At 61.6% G+C, this 16919-nt stretch carries 11 protein-coding genes and 1 riboswitch; of the genes, 10 read left to right on the top strand and 1 reads right to left on the bottom strand.

Annotation, left to right across the window (positions count from 1 at the left end):
* Nucleotides 1-147 precede the first annotated feature (147 nt).
* From BTIS_RS03870 to thiC, 3 genes are all read left to right on the top strand, one after another.
* The gene (locus BTIS_RS03870) at nt 148-2247 is read left to right on the top strand and encodes an efflux RND transporter permease subunit (RefSeq protein ID WP_158216827.1); all 2100 of its coding nucleotides are present in this window, start codon (nt 148-150) and stop codon (nt 2245-2247) included.
* A gap of 93 nt (nt 2248-2340) precedes the next feature.
* Entirely contained in the window at nt 2341-4563 is a 2223-nt protein-coding gene (locus BTIS_RS03865) for a YhgE/Pip domain-containing protein (RefSeq protein ID WP_094662813.1), read from the top strand.
* 97 nt (nt 4564-4660) lie between these two features.
* Nucleotides 4661-4766: riboswitch (TPP riboswitch) on the top strand.
* Complete coding sequence (gene thiC, locus BTIS_RS03860; RefSeq protein ID WP_245819259.1) at nt 4763-7495, top strand: phosphomethylpyrimidine synthase ThiC; 2733 nt, start codon at nt 4763-4765, stop codon at nt 7493-7495. Its footprint overlaps the riboswitch before it by 4 nt.
* 241 nt (nt 7496-7736) lie before the next feature.
* On the opposite strand, the gene BTIS_RS03855 is transcribed toward thiC, so the two are convergent.
* A complete protein-coding gene (locus tag BTIS_RS03855) occupies nt 7737-8945 on the bottom strand; it encodes an ATP-binding protein (RefSeq protein WP_094662809.1) in 1209 nt (402 codons plus the stop codon).
* 243 nt (nt 8946-9188) lie between these two features.
* Between BTIS_RS03855 and glmM the strand changes: the two genes are divergently transcribed.
* The 7 genes from glmM (at nt 9189) to efp (ending at nt 16917) form a co-directional block, all read left to right on the top strand.
* Entirely contained in the window at nt 9189-10559 is a 1371-nt protein-coding gene (gene glmM, locus BTIS_RS03850) for a phosphoglucosamine mutase (protein WP_094662807.1), read from the top strand.
* 184 nt (nt 10560-10743) lie between these two features.
* Nucleotides 10744-11400 (top strand): peptide deformylase, encoded by a 657-nt coding sequence (locus BTIS_RS03845; protein WP_094662805.1) that lies wholly within the window; start codon nt 10744-10746, stop codon nt 11398-11400.
* Nucleotides 11401-11753: 353 nt separating this feature from the next.
* Nucleotides 11754-12125: a 30S ribosomal protein S12 gene (rpsL, locus tag BTIS_RS03840; protein ID WP_093960336.1), complete on the top strand. Its 372-nt coding sequence runs from the start codon at nt 11754-11756 to the stop codon at nt 12123-12125.
* A 5-nt stretch (nt 12126-12130) separates the two neighbouring features.
* Nucleotides 12131-12601 carry a 30S ribosomal protein S7 gene (gene rpsG / locus BTIS_RS03835; protein ID WP_093960335.1) on the top strand — a complete coding sequence of 157 codons (471 nt, stop codon included), beginning with the start codon at nt 12131-12133 and terminating at the stop codon, nt 12599-12601.
* A 30-nt stretch (nt 12602-12631) separates the two neighbouring features.
* Complete coding sequence (gene fusA / locus BTIS_RS03830; RefSeq protein WP_094662803.1) at nt 12632-14758, top strand: elongation factor G; 2127 nt, start codon at nt 12632-12634, stop codon at nt 14756-14758.
* A 209-nt stretch (nt 14759-14967) separates the two neighbouring features.
* Nucleotides 14968-16167, top strand: a complete 1200-nt coding sequence (tuf, locus tag BTIS_RS03825) for an elongation factor Tu (protein ID WP_094662801.1) — start codon at nt 14968-14970, stop codon at nt 16165-16167.
* A gap of 192 nt (nt 16168-16359) precedes the next feature.
* A complete protein-coding gene (gene efp / locus BTIS_RS03820; RefSeq protein ID WP_094663098.1) occupies nt 16360-16917 on the top strand; it encodes an elongation factor P in 558 nt (185 codons plus the stop codon).
* The last annotated feature ends 2 nt before the right edge of the window (nt 16918-16919 follow it).

Genomic DNA, 16919 nt, shown 5'->3' with positions numbered 1-16919 from the left:
ACGTTCGTTGCCTTCGGTGGCGGTTGTTTCCCGATGTCGTCGTTGTCATAATGCCAATTGTAAAACAACAACTGTTGGTTAATGTTCATATGTTGCATATATATCGGTTGTTGTGTGATGACTGCCGTGCGAGGGATCACCTGTCGTATGGCACTGTGGAAACGGAAGACGAAAACCATGCTGAACGTCTGCAAGGGGCTGCTGCATCACCGCCGATGGGTGGTGGGGTTCTTCGCCCTGCTTACTCTCGTGTGCGGAGTGATATATCCGTACGTTGGCGTGAACTATTCGATGACGGACTATCTGCCGAAGGATTCCCCGTCCGTCGTCGCGCTCGACGACATGAAATCCGCATTCGGCGGTGGCACTCCCAATGCCCGTCTGTATGCCGAAGGCATCGACGCCGCGCAGGCGGAGACGATCTCCAAGGAACTCGCCGACGTCGATGGCGTGACCGAGGTCATGTGGCTCGGCAGCGTCGTCGATATCAGGCAGCCGGCCTCCGTGCAGGATGCCAAGACGGTATCGACATGGAAGACCGACGACGGATATCTGTACCAGCTCACCGTCGAATCGGACAAGGGTCCGACGGCGTTGCGGGATACCCGTGCCGTTGCCGAACGGGATGGCGCGACCCGCGTGTCGATGTCCGGCGACGCCGTCAGCACCGCCGACGCCCAGCAGTCCACGGCGCAGCAGGTAGTCTATATCATGCTTGCGGCCGTGGCCGTCGTGGTGCTGATTCTGCTGCTCACGTCAAACTCGTGGTTCGAACCGGTGATCTTCCTCATCGTCATCGGCGTGGCTGTCGTCATCAACATGGGTACGAACATCGTGCTGGGGGAGATCTCGTTCATCAGCCAGATCTGTGGCGCCATTCTGCAGCTGGCTGTATCCATGGATTACGCGATCGTGCTGTTGCACACGTTCCGCAGGGAGCAGCAAAGGTACGCCGACCCCGAAGATGCCATGGCGCACGCGATGATGCGCGGCTTCTCCGTTGTGCTCTCCAGCGCGGCCGTCACGTTTTTCGGATTCCTGTCGCTCACCGTCATGCGCTTCGGCATCGGCGTGAACATGGGCGTCGTGCTCGCCAAGGGCATCGTGTTCAGTTTCCTGTCCGTCATGTTCCTCATGCCATGCCTGATTCTCATGATGCTGAAGCCGCTGAACGCGTTGCGCCACCGCTACCTGCTGCCGTCGTTCCGCCGATTCGCCGAAGTCTGCCAGAGGATCATGCTGCCGGTGGCGTTGGTCATCATCGTCTGCGCGGTTCCCGCCTATCTGGCGCAGGATCGCAACGATTTCGTCTACGGCGCGTCCGGCATGACCGCACACGGCAGCGTGCAGGAACGGGAGAGCAAGCGTATCGACGACGCATTCGGCAAATCGGAGACATGGGTCGTCATGGTTCCCGAAGGCCGATGGGCCGACGAACAGAAGACCGTCGATGCCATCGAACGGCTGGATCACGTCACCGGCGTGACCTCATACATCACCGAGGCCGGGCGCGCGCTCCCCACCGCAATCGTGCCCCAGTCCACGGCGGATCAGGTGCTGTCGCATGGCTGGTCGCGCATCGTGATCACATTGGACGTCGAATCGGAAAGCGACACCGCCTACGACATGGTCGAGACGATGCGACGGACGGTTGGCGCATATTATGGCGACGATTACCGTCTGGTCGGCAACACGGTCAGCATCTACGATCTGCGCGATACCGTGCGCCAGGACACGCCGATCGTGCGGATATTCTCCATCGGCTCCATCGCCCTGGTGCTGATGATCATGTTCCGCAGCATCTCGATTCCCATCGTGATCCTCCTGGCCATCGAAGTGGCCATCTGGATGAACCTGTCCGTGCCGTATCTGACGGGCGGTAGTCTCAACTACATCGGCTACCTCGTCATCGACGCCGTGCAATTGGGCGCCGCCGTGGACTATGCGATCATCTACGCACGCGAATACTTCGACCGACGACGAACCATGAACGCGAAGGATGCCGCACGATCGGCGATCCACCATTCCGCCGTGACGATCCTGACCTCCGCCACGATCCTCATCTGTGCCGGGATATCGGTGAACCTCATCGCCACCAACGGCGTGATCTCCGAACTCGGCACGCTCATCGGTCGCGGTGCGTTCCTCTCCATGCTCATGATGTTCGTGTTCCTGCCATGGCTGCTGCGCGTCGCCGATCCGCTGATCCAACGCACCACCATGTTTCGCATCCCCTCGCGGAAATAATCGCGCGGACCTGATCACGAATCGTCCATACAACCCATTCAAACCCACCTATCTGTAGTCCAGTTGTCAAAGACCCAACTAAGGAGTTTTCCCATGATGCACATGTCATCCGGCGGTTCGCTGCGATCCATCGTCGCCGCATCATCCGCCATCGCCGTGCTGACCGCATCCATCTTCGGCATCGGCGTCGCCTCGGCCGGGGAGCCGTCCGCGGCGGCATCCGCGACGGCGGCATCCGCCACGCGCACCGTAGCCGACGCCTCCGCGATCGGAGAGCCGTCATCCGGCAAGAAAAACGAGGTCGTCTATGTCAAAACCGCGGCCGACGGTGCCGCACAGGGCATCTACGTCGTCAACGTGTTCGATGCGAACGCCGCAACCGACATCGACGATCCATCCGACTACACGAACGTCACCAACCTGACGACGGACCAGAAACTCCAGCAGAAGGATGGTCACGTATCACTGACCACCACCGCCGACCAGCCGTTCTACTACCAGGGGGACATGGCTGCAGACACCACCCTGCCATGGACCATCGCGATCACCTATACGCTCGACGGCACGACCATCGACCCCGATGACCTTGCGGGCAGGAACGGCGACCTCGACATCACGCTCGCCATCAACGCCAACGACGATGACACCGTCAAGGACTTCTCCGAAAGCTACGTGCTGCAGGCGCAGGGTACGTTCCCGCAAAACGCCTATGACATCACCGACTCCGACGCCACGTTGGCGACATCCGGCAGCAACACCGTGGTCTCGGCCATGGTGCTGCCCGGGGAATCCCAGACATTCCACATCCACGGCACCGCCAAGGACTTCCAATACTCCGGATGGCAGATCGCCGGCATGAACCTCGACCTCGCCATCGACCTGAGCTCGCAGGACACCTCGAAACTCACCGAACAGACCAGCAAGCTTGAAGACGCCACCACCCAGCTCGCCGACGGTTCATCGCAGCTCGCCGATGGGAACGCGACCTTGGCATCCGGCGCGAACACGCTCGATCAGGGCCTCGCCGCGCTGCACAATGGCGCGAGCAGTGTGAACACCGGAGCCTCGCAATTGGCGGACGGAACCGGCTCGCTCGCCGCCGGTGCACAGGGTGTCCAACAGGGTGCCACGTCACTCGCCCAAGGCACACAGACGCTGGCCTCCGGTTCGCAACAGCTCGCCAACGGCGTCAACGCACTCACCACCGGTGTCGGCGCTGTCTCCGCGGCAGTGCCACAGCTGACCTCAGGCGCGAACACGCTCGCCCACCAGCTTGGCGAATCCAGCAACGACCCCTCACAGCCGACGCTGAAGGACGGCTGGCAGAACCTCCACAGCGGCATCGGTGCACTCAGCACTGGAAGCAGCCAGTACCAGACAACACTGAAACAAAGCCAGCAGACCGCAGAAACCGCCGCGCAGCAGGCGGCGCAGCAGGCCGCTGCCGCCCAGCAGCAAATGCAGACCGCACTGCAGGCCTACGTCGTCGATCCGCAGAACGCCGACAAGCAGGCGGCGCTTAATCAGGCCATCGAAGCGTTCGCCAAAGCCAACCAAACGGCCGGCGCCTACACCGGTAGCGCCCAGACGCTCAAGCAGGCATCCGACGGATACGCCCAGCTCGGCGATGGCATCGACTCGCTCAACACCGGTGCCGCAACACTGAACAACCAATTCGACGCCACGCAATCCTCCACCGTCGCCGGCGGTGCCGCACAGCTCGCCAACGGCATGAATCAGGTCGCACAGGGACTGAACGCCATGCCATCCGACTCGCTGGACGCACTGAACACCGCAGCCAAGCAGGTCGCGGACGGATCCGCCGCAGTCAATGCGGGCGCATCCGAACTCGCCTCAGGCTCCGGAACCCTTGCAACGGGAGCGTCCACGCTCCATTCCGGCGCGTCAACACTCGCACAGGGGACAAGCGAACTGGCCGACGGAACGCAAAACGCCAAGTCAGGTGCCAGTCAACTGGCCGAAGGAGCGCAGACGGCGGCCTCCGGCACCCGAACCCTCGCCGAAGGGAATGCGGCGCTCGCCGAATCCGTCAACGGCATCGACCGCAAGGTGCTCGACGAACTGCAGAAGACCATTGACGACAAACTCGGTACCGGTTTCACGCCGCATTCGTTCGTCGCGCCCGACAATACCAACGTGGATCGCGTGCAGTTTACCTACGTGGTGTCCGGTGTCGACAAACCGGACACGGGCGACAAAGCCAATGACTCCGCCGCGACCGATGCCGATGGCTCCGGTGACAAGTCGTCCCAGGAAGGCATCCTTGCCCGGGTCAAGGCATTGTTCGGTCTGTGATTGGCGACCGTCGTGTAATGACGGCGGTCAAATACCACAAGCCGGTGCGACACGCCAGATCAATATGGGGAATCGCGGTATGCAGTGCTAGCGTGAATCATGTCCACACGGGTGCCCAAATGCGAGGGCTGAGATCGGAAAGCGTCCGAGACCGTAGAACCTGGTCGGGTAATGCCGCCGTAGGAAGTTAGGAAAGTTCATGCAGAATCCTGCACAATCACAACGGTTCCCCTACGTTTCGATGCGTGACGGTTTCGATCTGTCAGCATCGCTCGTCGTAGGACCGCAGGACATTGCCAATAGCGTCATCACCGATGTGGTGGACGACGCGCTGCGTGGCGGAGTGACGTTCATCCGCGTTTCCGCACGCCACGTCACCGCCCGTGATCTCGCCGGTCTGGCCCAGGATGTGGCCCAGATCATCGAGGACAACGACAAATCGGATTCCGTCGCCCTGGTGCTCGACGGCCGTGCCGACGTCGTCTGGCAGTGCCGCAACAAGGGCATCAAGGTCGACGGTGTCCATCTGGGGCCGAACGATGTGGAACCGCGCGAGGCACGTGAACTGCTCGGCGATGACGCCATCATCGGCCTGTCCGCCGAGATCGAAGGTCTGGTGCCGATCCTCAACGAGATCCCGGAGGGATGCATCGACTACATCGCGGCCACCCCGTTCCACATGGCCACCCCCGAGCTCGAGGCCGCATCGGCCGCCGACGAGCACGGTACACTGCTCACCGTGGATCGTGTGAACACCATGGCCACGGCCTGCGTGTACCCGGTGGCGGTCGGCGGGGGAGTGACCGTCGACGACATCGCCACGCTGGCCGGGACCAAGGCCGCCGGATGGTTCGTCACCAAGGCGATTACCGAGGCGTCGGATCCGCAGGCCGCAACCCAGGCCATGGTGGACGCGTGGAAGTCGGTGCGTGGTGACGCCCGTCACGGTTATGCCAAGCGTGACGAGAAGCCTGCCGCCGAAACCTCGGCCGAACCCGCCGCCGAGAAGAAGTTCACCAACGCCAAGGATGCCAAGGCCGCCGCCAAGCTCACCAAGCAGCAGCGCGTCGACATCGCCGCCCGCGATTCCAAGCAGCGTGACAAGGCGCACATCCGCAAGACCAAGACCGTGCATTTCGAAAACCAGCACGGCACCTACGATCTGGAAGTGCCGTACACCGAGATCAAGCTGTCCGACACCCCCGGAGTCGGACCGAACCCGCCGTTCATCGACTACAGCACCGAAGGCCCCAAGTGCGATCCGAAGGAGGGCCTGCAGCCTCTTCGCCTCGCATGGATCAAGGACCGTGGCGATGTCGAGGAGTACGAGGGTCGTCGTCGCAATCTCGCCGATGACGGCAAGCGCGCCATGAAGCGCGGCAAGGCCACCAAGGAATGGCGAGGCCGCCGTCACAACCCGATGAAGGCCAAGGACCATCCGGTTACCCAGATGTGGTACGCCCGCCACGGCATCATCACCCCCGAAATGAAGTTCGTCGCCGAGCGCGAGAACTGCGATGTAGAGCTCGTGCGTTCGGAGCTGGCATCCGGCCACGCCGTCATGCCGTGCAACATCAACCACCCCGAGGCTGAGCCGATGATCATCGGCGAGAAGTTCCTCACCAAGCTCAACGCCAACATGGGCAACTCCGCGGTTACCAGCTCCATCGATGAGGAGGTGGAGAAGCTCACGTGGGCCACCAAGTGGGGTGCCGACACCGTGATGGACCTGTCCACCGGCAACGATATTCACACCACGCGCGAATGGATCCTGCGCAACTCCCCGGTTCCGATCGGCACCGTGCCGATGTATCAGGCCCTCGAGAAGGTGGAGGACGACGCCTCCAAGCTCAGTTGGGAGCTGTTCCGCGACACTGTGATCGAGCAGTGCGAGCAGGGCGTGGACTACATGACCATCCACGCGGGCGTGCTGCTGCGCTTCGTGCCGCTTACCGCCAACCGCGTGACCGGCATCGTCTCTCGTGGCGGTTCGATCATGGCCGAGTGGTGCCTGCAGCACCATCAGGAAAGCTTCCTGTACACGCACTTCGACGAACTGTGCGACATCTTCGCCAAGTACGACGTGGCGTTCTCATTGGGCGACGGTCTGCGTCCGGGGTCGCTGGCCGATGCCAACGATGCCGCCCAGCTGGCTGAGCTCATGACTCTGGGTGAGCTCACCCAGCGCGCCTGGGCCAAGGATGTGCAGGTGATGATCGAGGGCCCGGGCCACATTCCGTTCGACACCGTGCGCATGAACATCGAACTGGAGAAGGCGGTATGCTCCGGCGCTCCGTTCTACACGCTCGGACCGCTTACCACCGATACGGCACCCGGCTACGATCACATCACCTCCGCCATCGGCGGTGTGGAGATCGCCCGCTACGGCACGGCCATGCTGTGCTACGTCACGCCGAAGGAACACCTCGGTCTGCCGAACAAGGACGATGTGAAGCAGGGTGTGATCGCCTACAAGATCGCCTGCCACGCGGCCGACATCGCCAAGCATCATCCGCACGCCCAGGACCGCGATCTCGCGATCTCCAAGGCGCGTTTCGAATTCCGTTGGCTCGACCAGTTTAACCTTGCCTACGATCCGGACACCGCCATCGCCTTCCACGACGAGACGCTGCCCGCCGAGCCGGCCAAGATGGCGCACTTCTGCTCCATGTGCGGACCGAAGTTCTGTTCCATGGCCATCAGCCAGAACATCCGCAAGAAGTTCGGCAACGCGGCGCAGCAGGAGCAGCTGGTGCAGGACACCATCTCCGGCAAGGTGCCGGCCGTCGATGTGGCCGCTCAGGCGGTCGCCGACAGCGGCGTGCGGTCCGGTGCCGCCATGAGCGCCGAGGACATCGCCGCGGGCATGGACCAGATGAGCGAGAAGTTCCGCGCCCAGGGCGGCAAGCTCTACGCCAAGGCCAGTGAGTGATTCGATGATCTGGTGATTCGATGAGCTGGTGATTCGATGATCTGGTGATTCGATGAGCTGGTGATTCGGCGATCTGATGATTCTCACGATCCGGTTGATAATGATCTGACGTGGTTATCGTTATCGACCGGATCGTGCGGAAACAGATCGGCAAACGAATATGGGGGCTCGTCCCGGTCCGGAAGCATCCGGAGCAGGGCGGCCCCCCATTCGTCTATTCGCGCAGATTCGCGTCGCGCGTTCACATCCTGTGCCGGCGCAGCTCCGGACGGCGTTCAACCCGTTCGAACGCGGTCATGAGATCATCCGACCGGATCGCACCGCGATTATCCTTGGCCGCGACCAGCGCCGCCTCGGTCCATATGGCGCACACCTCGGCACCGCTCCAGCCCTCGGTGCGGGCGGCGATATCGGCCAGTGGCAGTTCCCCTTCGGTTCGGAGCGCGCGCTCCTGCACGCGCAGAATCCCCAGCCGGTCATGCTCACTTGGCATCGGGAACGGAATCTGCCAATCGAACCGTCCCGGACGCAGCAGCGCCGGGTCGACGTCCTCGATGCGGTTGGTCGCCGCGACCACCACCACATTGCCCTTGGATGCGAATCCGTCCATCAACGTCAGCAGTTGCGCCACCAGACGCTTGCCCACGCCGTTCGTGTCGGCGTCGCGGGACCCGGCGATGGAGTCGATCTCATCGAAGAAGATAATGGCCCGCCGATCGCTTTGCGCGGCGGCGAAGATCATGCGCAGCGTCTCCTCGCTGTCGCCCACGTATTTGCTGACGATGGTCGGTCCGGAGACGAGGTAGAACTGCGCGTCGGCCACATTGGCGATGATCCTCGCCAGATGGGTCTTGCCGGTTCCCGGTGCCCCGGTGAAGATCACACCCTTGATCGGTTTCGCGCCGATCGCGCGCATCTGTGCGCTGTTGCCCAACTGGGTTTCGATCAGCTCCTTGGCGCGGACGATGACCTGCTCGTATCCGCCGAACGATGCGAAAGTCAGTGACGGATCATCACTTGGGGTGATCCGGTACTGCTTGATGTCGTCGTCATGGTCGCTTTCGCCGGGTCTGATCGCCGTGGGCCACAGCACCCGTTCGATGCCGAACAGATCGGTGAACTCCACGGTGTTGCCCGGCATGATGGATTGCGGATAATCGCCCTCTAGGATCTCCAGCCCATCGGAGGTCTCCAGTATGACGCAGTCGTCAAGGGCACGCCGGACCACGCCGACGCGGGATTTCAGCGGCCAGGCCGATTCCGGCGCCTTCACATAGAAATCCGTGCCCACCAGCATCACGTCGCCGATGTCGAGCACCTCCTGATGAGGAAAGGTCAGTTGCGTGGCGTGGCCGTTCGGCATCACGCCGTAGTAGTGCACGCGCCCCTCGTCGTATCCCGTGATCCTCACCAGCACGCCGTCCTGCCGCATTGCGCCGTCGCCCATCATGCTCCCCTCGATCGGATATCGAATACCACACATCATACGGTTCATGCGGTCCGTCGTCGGCGTGGCGGGCGCACGAACGACGTCGGTGCGCGGCCGTGCGAACGACTCCGTCGTCGTTGCGAGGTTCGCAGGGCAAATGCGATGAAAACGGGCAGTATTCATGCGGCATGGCGTAGCGCAGGCATGTCCATGAGTACCATGGTGCTCGGTAATGCTTCTTTTTCAGATAGAGGGTATGGCAATATGCCGAAGATGTTCGGAACCGATGGTGTTCGTGGATTGGCGAACCGTGATCTGACCGCTCAGTTGGCGCTTGATCTTGGCGATGCGGCCGTGCGAGTGCTGGGCGATGACCAAAGCGAAGGACGCCGACGTGCGTTGGTGGGCCGCGATACGCGTGTCTCTGGCGACTTCCTCGCCGCCGCGCTGTCGGCCGGCATGAGCGCCGGTGGATTCGACGTCATCGACGCCGGCATCATCCCCACGCCCGGCGTGGCCTATCTCACATCCGTGCTGAACGTTGAGATGGGTGCCGTGATCTCCGCGTCGCACAATCCCATGCCCGACAACGGCATCAAGTTCTTCGCCCGCGGCGGCTTCAAGCTGCCCGACGCCAAGGAGGACGAGATCGAGGCGGTGCTCGGCAAGGACTGGGATCGCCCCACCGGTGCCGGCGTGGGCCGCATCTCGCACGATACGGAAACCGCCACCAAGCTGTACATCGACCATCTGGTCTCCTCCATCGCGCCGCTGAACGACGACAAGACGCAGACCAAGCCGCTGAAGGGTCTGAAGATCGTGGCCGACTGCGCCAACGGCGCCACCTCCGTCGTGGCCCCGACGGCTCTGCGTCGCGCGGGTGCCGACGTGATCGTCATCAATGCGTCCCCGGACGGCTACAACATCAACAAGCACGCCGGCAGCACGCATCCCGAGCAGCTGCAGGCCATGGTCAAGGCGTCCGACGCGGTGATGGGTGTGGCGTTCGACGGTGACGCCGACCGTTGCCTCGCCGTGGACGAGGATGGCAACATGGTCAACGGCGATCAGATCATGGGCATTCTGGCCCGTGCCAAGAAGCGTGAGGGCAAGCTCAACCACGACACGCTCGTCGTGACCGTGATGAGCAACCTCGGCCTCAAGCTGGCGCTCAAGGACATGGGCATCAAGACCGTGCAGACCAGCGTGGGTGATCGCTATGTGCTCGAGGAAATGCTCAAGGGCAACTATTCGCTGGGCGGCGAGCAGTCCGGCCACGTGATCAACCGTGAGTTCGCGACCACGGGCGACGGCACGCTTACCGCGCTGACGCTGTGCAACGAGGTCGTCAAGTCCGGCAAGAGCCTCAAGGAACTGGCCGCCGACTTCCCGCAGCTGCCGCAGCAGCTTGTCAACGTGCCGAACGTCGACAAGATGGCCGCCAACACGAACGCCAAGGTGCAGGCCGCCGTGGAGCGCGAATCGAAGCTGCTCGGCGACACCGGCCGCGTGCTGCTGCGCCCGTCCGGCACCGAGCCGCTGGTCCGTGTGATGGCCGAGGCCGCCACGCAGGAGCAGGCCGACGAGGTGTGCGCGCGTCTGGCCCAGGTCGTGGCCGACGAACTCGCCCTGTAACACCTTCATCGGGTCCGATTCCGCGCGTGTCGCGCGTATGCTCGCGCCTCTCGCCGTCGGTTGCGACGGTGCGGGGCGCGAGCCGTTCAACGGCCTGTGCACTTACCGCCTCGCTGATTCGAATCATCGACTCAGCGAGGCAGGGTACTGACTCAGCAAGGTACTGACTCAAAGGAGAATCGTTATGTTTGGAAAGAACACCAAGATTGACATGGGCCTCAATCGCGATGTGGAACTCATGCTCAAGGACGCCAGGGCCAACGATGGTCTGCTGCCCATCGTGCAGGCGGGAGAGCCCGTGCTGCGTCAGCAGACCGCGCGCTATACCGGTCAGCTGACGAAGAACACACTGAAGAAGCTCATCGAGACCATGCGTCACACCATGATCGAGGCTCCCGGCGTCGGCCTCGCCGCCACACAGATCGGGCTGGGGCTCGCCCTCGCCGTGGTGGAGGACCATGTGCGCGACGACGAGGACGATCCCCGCGAGGTGGCCGAATTCCCGTTCCACGTGATTATCAACCCCGTGTACACGCCGGTGGGGGAGAAGACTGCCAGCTTCTATGAGGGCTGCCTGAGCTTTGACGGATATCAGGCGGTGCGGCGTCGTTGGCTCGACATCACCGCCGAGTGGGACGACGAGAACGGCCAGCACCACAAGGAACAGCTGCACGGCTGGCCGGCACGCATCTTCCAGCATGAGACCGATCATCTCAGTGGCGAACTGTACATCGACAAGGCCGAGATCCGCAGCCTGACCACCTACGACAACCTTGAGGACTACTGGTGCGAGGATCCGGTGCCCACCGACGCCGCCCGCGAGCTCGGTTTTGAGTTGTGATTCGATGCGTGTTGCCGATGACGTGACCGGGGCAAGACCGGCATCGTCATCGGCCATGCGCATCCTTTTCCCGACGATGCGATGGGCGGGATGTTCGGCGTGTCGCAAAGTCGTGCCTTGTGATATAATCAATATTTGTGTGTGCCATTAACGCGGCATATGTTAGGGCTGCGTTCGAGTGGGACATCCCGGATTCCACGGAAACGAACCGGTAACGGCGAGTTGAGGATGAAGGGCCATCGGGCCGGTGGACTGTGGCTGATACGACTTTCCGATTCATGGAACGTGTCTTCATGCCGCGGCGTGGCGGCTCCACAGAAGAACAGTAATCCATGTGAATCGGAGAACTTAAGTTGCCTACGATTGAACAGCTCGTCCGTAAGGGACGTCAGCCGAAGCCCAAGAAGTCGAAGACCTTGGCGCTGAAGGGCAGCCCGCTGCGTCGCGGCGTGTGCACCCGTGTCTACACCACCACCCCGAAGAAGCCGAACTCGGCACTGCGTAAGGTCGCCCGTGTGCGCCTTTCCTCCGGCATCGAAGTCACCGCCTACATTCCGGGCGAGGGCCACAACCTGCAGGAGCACTCCATCGTGCTCGTGCGCGGCGGCCGTGTGAAGGATCTGCCGGGTGTGCGTTACCACATCGTGCGTGGCGCGCTCGATACCCAGGGTGTCAAGGACCGCAAGCAGGGTCGTTCCCTGTACGGAGCAAAGAAGGCGAAGTAAGAGAAATGTCACGTAAAGGACCCGCTAAGAAGCACCAGCTCCTGCCCGATCCGATCTACGGTTCGACGGTGGTTGCTCAGCTCATCAACAAGATTCTGCTCGACGGCAAGAAGTCGATCGCCGAGAACATCGTGTACTCCGCGCTCGATATCGTCAAGGAGAAGACCGATCAGGAGCCCGTTTCCGTGCTGAAGCGCGCTCTGGACAACATTCGTCCGTCCCTCGAGGTGCGTTCCCGCCGAGTCGGTGGCGCCACCTACCAGGTGCCGGTCGAGGTCAAGCCGAACCGCGCCAACACCCTGTCGCTGCGCTGGCTGACCGACTTCTCCCGCGCCCGTCGTGAGAAGACCATGGCCGAGCGTCTGGCCAACGAGATCCTCGATGCCTCCAACGGCCTCGGTGCTTCTGTCAAGCGTCGCGAGGATACTCATAAGATGGCAGAGGCTAACAAGGCCTTCGCTCATTACCGCTGGTAATTTCGTTCGGATAAGAGTTAAGGAATACCCATGGCACAAGAGGTGCTTTCGGACCTGCACAAGGTTCGCAACATCGGCATCATGGCTCACATCGATGCCGGTAAGACCACGACGACGGAACGTATCCTCTATTACACCGGCGTGAACTACAAGATCGGCGAGGTGCACGATGGCGCCGCGACGATGGACTTCATGGCTCAGGAGCAGGAGCGCGGTATCACCATTCAGTCCGCTGCTACCACCTGCTTCTGGAACCGCCAGACCCACGACACCGAGGACAAGTTCCAGATCAACATCATCGATACCCCTGGCCACGTGGACTTCACGGCCGAGGTGGAGCGCTCCCTGCGCGTGCTCGATGGTGCCGTTGCCGTGTTCGATGGCAAGGAAGGTGTGGAGCCGCAGTCCGAGACCGTGTGGCGTCAGGCCGATAAGTACTCCGTCCCGCGTATCTGCTTCATCAACAAGATGGACAAGCTGGGTGCCAACTTCTACTACTCGGTGGACACCATCAAGGAGAAGCTGGGTGCCAACCCGCTCGTCATGCAGATCCCGATGGGTGCCGAAAACGATTTCACCGGCGTCATCGACCTCGTTGAGATGAAGGCCTACGACTGGAACACCGGCGACGAGCTGGGTGCCCACTACAACATGGACCCGATTCCGGACGAGTACAAGGAGAAGGCTGAGCAGTACCACACCCAGCTCCTTGAGACCGTTGCCGAGACCGACGATGCGCTGATGGAGAAGTACTTCGGCGGCGAGGAGATCACCAAGGAAGAGATCCGTGCCGCCGTGCGCAAGCTCACCATCAACCGTGAGGCCTTCCCGGTGTTCTGCGGTTCCGCCTTCAAGGACAAGGGTGTGCAGCCGATGCTGGACGCCGTCATCGACTACCTGCCGTCCCCCGAGGACGTGCCGGCCATCAGGGGCTTCAAGCCCGGTGACGAGTCCGTCGAGATCGACCGCAAGCCCACCAAGGATGATCCGTTCGCCGCGCTGGTCTTCAAGATCTCCACCCACCCGTTCTACGGCAAGCTGGTGTTCGTGCGCGTCTACTCCGGCGAGGTCAAGCAGGGCGATTCCGTGCTTGACTCCACCCGCGAGAAGAAGGAGCGCATCGGCAAGATCTTCCAGATGCACGCCGACAAGGAAAACCCGATGGACTCCGCGTCCGCCGGTAACATCTACACCTTCGTGGGCCTGAAGAACGTCACCACTGGTGACACCCTGTGCGATCTGGCCAACCCGATCACCCTCGATTCCATGACCTTCCCCGATCCTGTGATCGAGGTGGCTGTGGAGCCGAAGACCAAGGCCGATCAGGAGAAGATGGGCATCGCTCTGGCGAAGCTCTCCGAAGAGGACCCGACCTTCCAGGTGAAGACCGACGAAGAGTCCGGCCAGACCCTGATCTCCGGCATGGGTGAGCTCCAGCTCGACATCATCGTCGACCGTATGCGTCGCGAGTTCAAGGTGGAGTGCAACCAGGGCAAGCCGCAGGTGGCCTACCGCGAGACCATCCGCAAGGCCGTCATGAACCAGGAATACACCCACAAGAAGCAGACCGGTGGTTCCGGCCAGTTCGCAAAGGTCCTGATGAACTTCGAGCCGCTCGATACCGAGGCCGGCGAGACCTTCCAGTTCGAGAACACCGTCACCGGTGGCCACATCTCGGGCGAGTTCATCAAGCCGATCGAGGACGGCGTCAAGGAAGCCATGGAATCCGGTGTGCTCGCCGGCTTCCCGGTCGTGGGCGTCAAGGCAACCGTCACCGACGGTGCCATGCACCCGGTCGATTCCTCCGAAATGGCCTTCAAGATCGCCGGTTCCATGGCGTTCAAGGAGGCTGCTCCGAAGGCCAAGCCCGTCATCCTCGAGCCCATCATGGCCGTCGAGGTGCGTACTCCTGAGGAGTACATGGGCGACGTCATCGGCGATCTGAACCAGCGTCGTGGCAACATCCAGTCCATGACCGACGCCGCCGGCGTCAAGGTCATCGACGCCAAGGTGCCGCTGAGCGAGATGTTCGGCTACATCGGCGACCTGCGTTCCAAGACCCAGGGCCGCGCCATGTTCACCATGCAGATGGACTCCTACGCCGAGGTGCCGAAGAGCGTCTCGGACGAGATCATCAAGGCCCAGCGCGGCGAGTGAGCCACGCTATGATCACCGGCATTCATAGTCGGTGATCAGCGCCACGCCATGCGCCGTTTCGTCTTCGGCGGACAGTAGAATTTCTACTGTTCGCTGGGGCGACAGGCGCATATAGTGGCGTAAATCCAAAAAACCCAGTAATATGTCGAGAGTGTCTTGTGCATGGTTTGCACAGGCAAACTACGAGACGTCCAGGAGGACAAAAACACATGGCAAAGGAAAAGTACGAGCGTACTAAGCCGCACGTTAACATTGGTACCATCGGCCACGTCGATCACGGTAAGACCACTCTGACCGCCGCCATCTCCAAGGTGCTGCACGAGGAGTTCCCGGACATCAACCCGGAGTACGACTTCAACCAGATCGATTCCGCTCCGGAAGAGGCTGCTCGTGGTATTACCATCAACATCTCCCACATCGAGTACCAGACCGCGAAGCGTCACTACGCTCACGTCGACTGCCCGGGCCACGCCGACTTCGTGAAGAACATGATCACCGGTGCTGCCCAGATGGATGGTGCCATCCTCGTTGTGGCCGCCACCGACGGCCCGATGGCCCAGACCCGCGAGCACGTGCTGCTCGCCCGTCAGGTTGGTGTGCCGAAGATCCTGGTCGCCCTGAACAAGTGCGATATGGTCGACGATGAGGAGCTCATCGAGCTCGTCGAGGAAGAGGTCCGTGACCTCCTCGAGGAGAACGGCTTCGATCGTGACTGCCCGGTCATCCACGTGTCCGCCTACGGCGCTCTGCACGACGACGCTCCGGACCACGAGAAGTGGGTTGAGCAGATCAAGAAGCTCATGGACGCTGTCGACGAATACATCCCGACCCCGGTCCACGACCTCGACAAGCCGTTCCTGATGCCGATCGAGGACGTCTTCACCATCTCCGGCCGTGGTACCGTTGTCACCGGTCGTGTGGAGCGCGGTAAGCTCGCCATCAACACCCCGGTTGAGATCGTTGGTGTCCGTGACACCCAGAGCACCACCGTCACCTCCATCGAGACCTTCCACAAGCAGATGGACGAGTGCGAGGCTGGTGACAACACCGGTCTGCTGCTCCGTGGTCTCGGTCGTACCGACGTGGAGCGTGGCCAGGTTGTGGCCGCTCCGGGCTCTGTCACTCCGCACACCAAGTTCGAGGGCGAAGTCTACGTGCTGACCAAGGATGAGGGCGGCCGTCACTCGCCGTTCTTCTCCAACTACCGTCCGCAGTTCTACTTCCGCACCACCGACGTCACCGGCGTCATCACCCTGCCGGAAGGCGTCGAGATGGTCCAGCCCGGCGATCACGCCACCTTCACGGTCGAGCTGATCCAGCCGATCGCTATGGAGGAAGGCCTGACCTTCGCTGTGCGCGAGGGTGGCCACACCGTCGGCTCGGGCCGTGTCACCAAGATCCTCGCCTGATTTTCTTCAGACGGATCGACACGCTTGAACTAGCGCAATAGAAAATGCCTCGGATCCATTGGGTCCGAGGCATTTTCTTATATAAAAGCAAATATATGAACGGAGCATGAACATACCTGTATAGACGGTATGGCATAATAGCCAAGGCTATTTTAAGCTCCACTGTAATCAATATGAAATAGGTGAGTGAACGTGGCACAGACTACCAATGACATCAAAAACGGTTCCGTACTGAACCTCGACGGCCAGCTGTGGACCGTCATCAAGTTCCAGCACGTCAAGCCGGGCAAGGGCCCCGCCTTCGTGCGTACCACCATCAAGAACGTGCTGTCGGGCAAGATCGTCGACAAGACTTTCAACGCCGGTATGAAGATTCAGTTCGAGACCGTCGACAACCGCACGCTGCAGTACTCCTACGAGGACGGTGACAACTTCGTCTTCATGGATATGGAATCCTACGATCAGATCATGATCCCGCGTGACCTTGTCGACTCCAAGTTCCTGCTGGAAGGCACCGACTGCATCGTGTCCTTCCACGATGGCACCCCGCTGAGCGTGGAACTGCCCGCCTCCGTCGTGCTGACCGTGACGCACACCGAGCCCGGTCTGCAGGGCAACCGTTCCAACGCTGGCACCAAGCCCGCCACCGTCGAGACCGGTGCGGAGGTTCAGGTTCCGCTGTTCATCAACGAGGGCGAGAAGATCAAGGTCGACACCCGCGACGGTTCCTACCTCGGTCGCGAGAACTGATC

The organism is Bifidobacterium tissieri (assembly GCF_002259645.1).
Classification (GTDB): domain Bacteria; phylum Actinomycetota; class Actinomycetes; order Actinomycetales; family Bifidobacteriaceae; genus Galliscardovia; species Galliscardovia tissieri.
The sequence above is the reverse complement of the archived record's forward strand: the minus strand, read 5'-3'. Positions and strand labels throughout refer to the sequence as shown.

Bases quoted from the DNA above. Each gene is read 5' to 3' on its own strand.
- tuf (WP_094662801.1), top strand. From the start codon at position 14,968: ATGGCAAAGGAAAAGTACGAGCGTACTAAGCCGCACGTTAACATTGGT.
- glmM (WP_094662807.1), top strand. From the start codon at position 9,189: ATGCCGAAGATGTTCGGAACCGATGGTGTTCGTGGATTGGCGAACCGT.
- thiC (WP_245819259.1), top strand. From the start codon at position 4,763: ATGCAGAATCCTGCACAATCACAACGGTTCCCCTACGTTTCGATGCGT.
- BTIS_RS03865 (WP_094662813.1), top strand. From the start codon at position 2,341: ATGATGCACATGTCATCCGGCGGTTCGCTGCGATCCATCGTCGCCGCA.
- rpsG (WP_093960335.1), top strand. From the start codon at position 12,131: ATGTCACGTAAAGGACCCGCTAAGAAGCACCAGCTCCTGCCCGATCCG.
- fusA (WP_094662803.1), top strand. From the start codon at position 12,632: ATGGCACAAGAGGTGCTTTCGGACCTGCACAAGGTTCGCAACATCGGC.
- BTIS_RS03845 (WP_094662805.1), top strand. From the start codon at position 10,744: ATGTTTGGAAAGAACACCAAGATTGACATGGGCCTCAATCGCGATGTG.
- BTIS_RS03870 (WP_158216827.1), top strand. From the start codon at position 148: ATGGCACTGTGGAAACGGAAGACGAAAACCATGCTGAACGTCTGCAAG.
- BTIS_RS03855 (WP_094662809.1), bottom strand. From the start codon at position 8,945: ATGATGGGCGACGGCGCAATGCGGCAGGACGGCGTGCTGGTGAGGATC.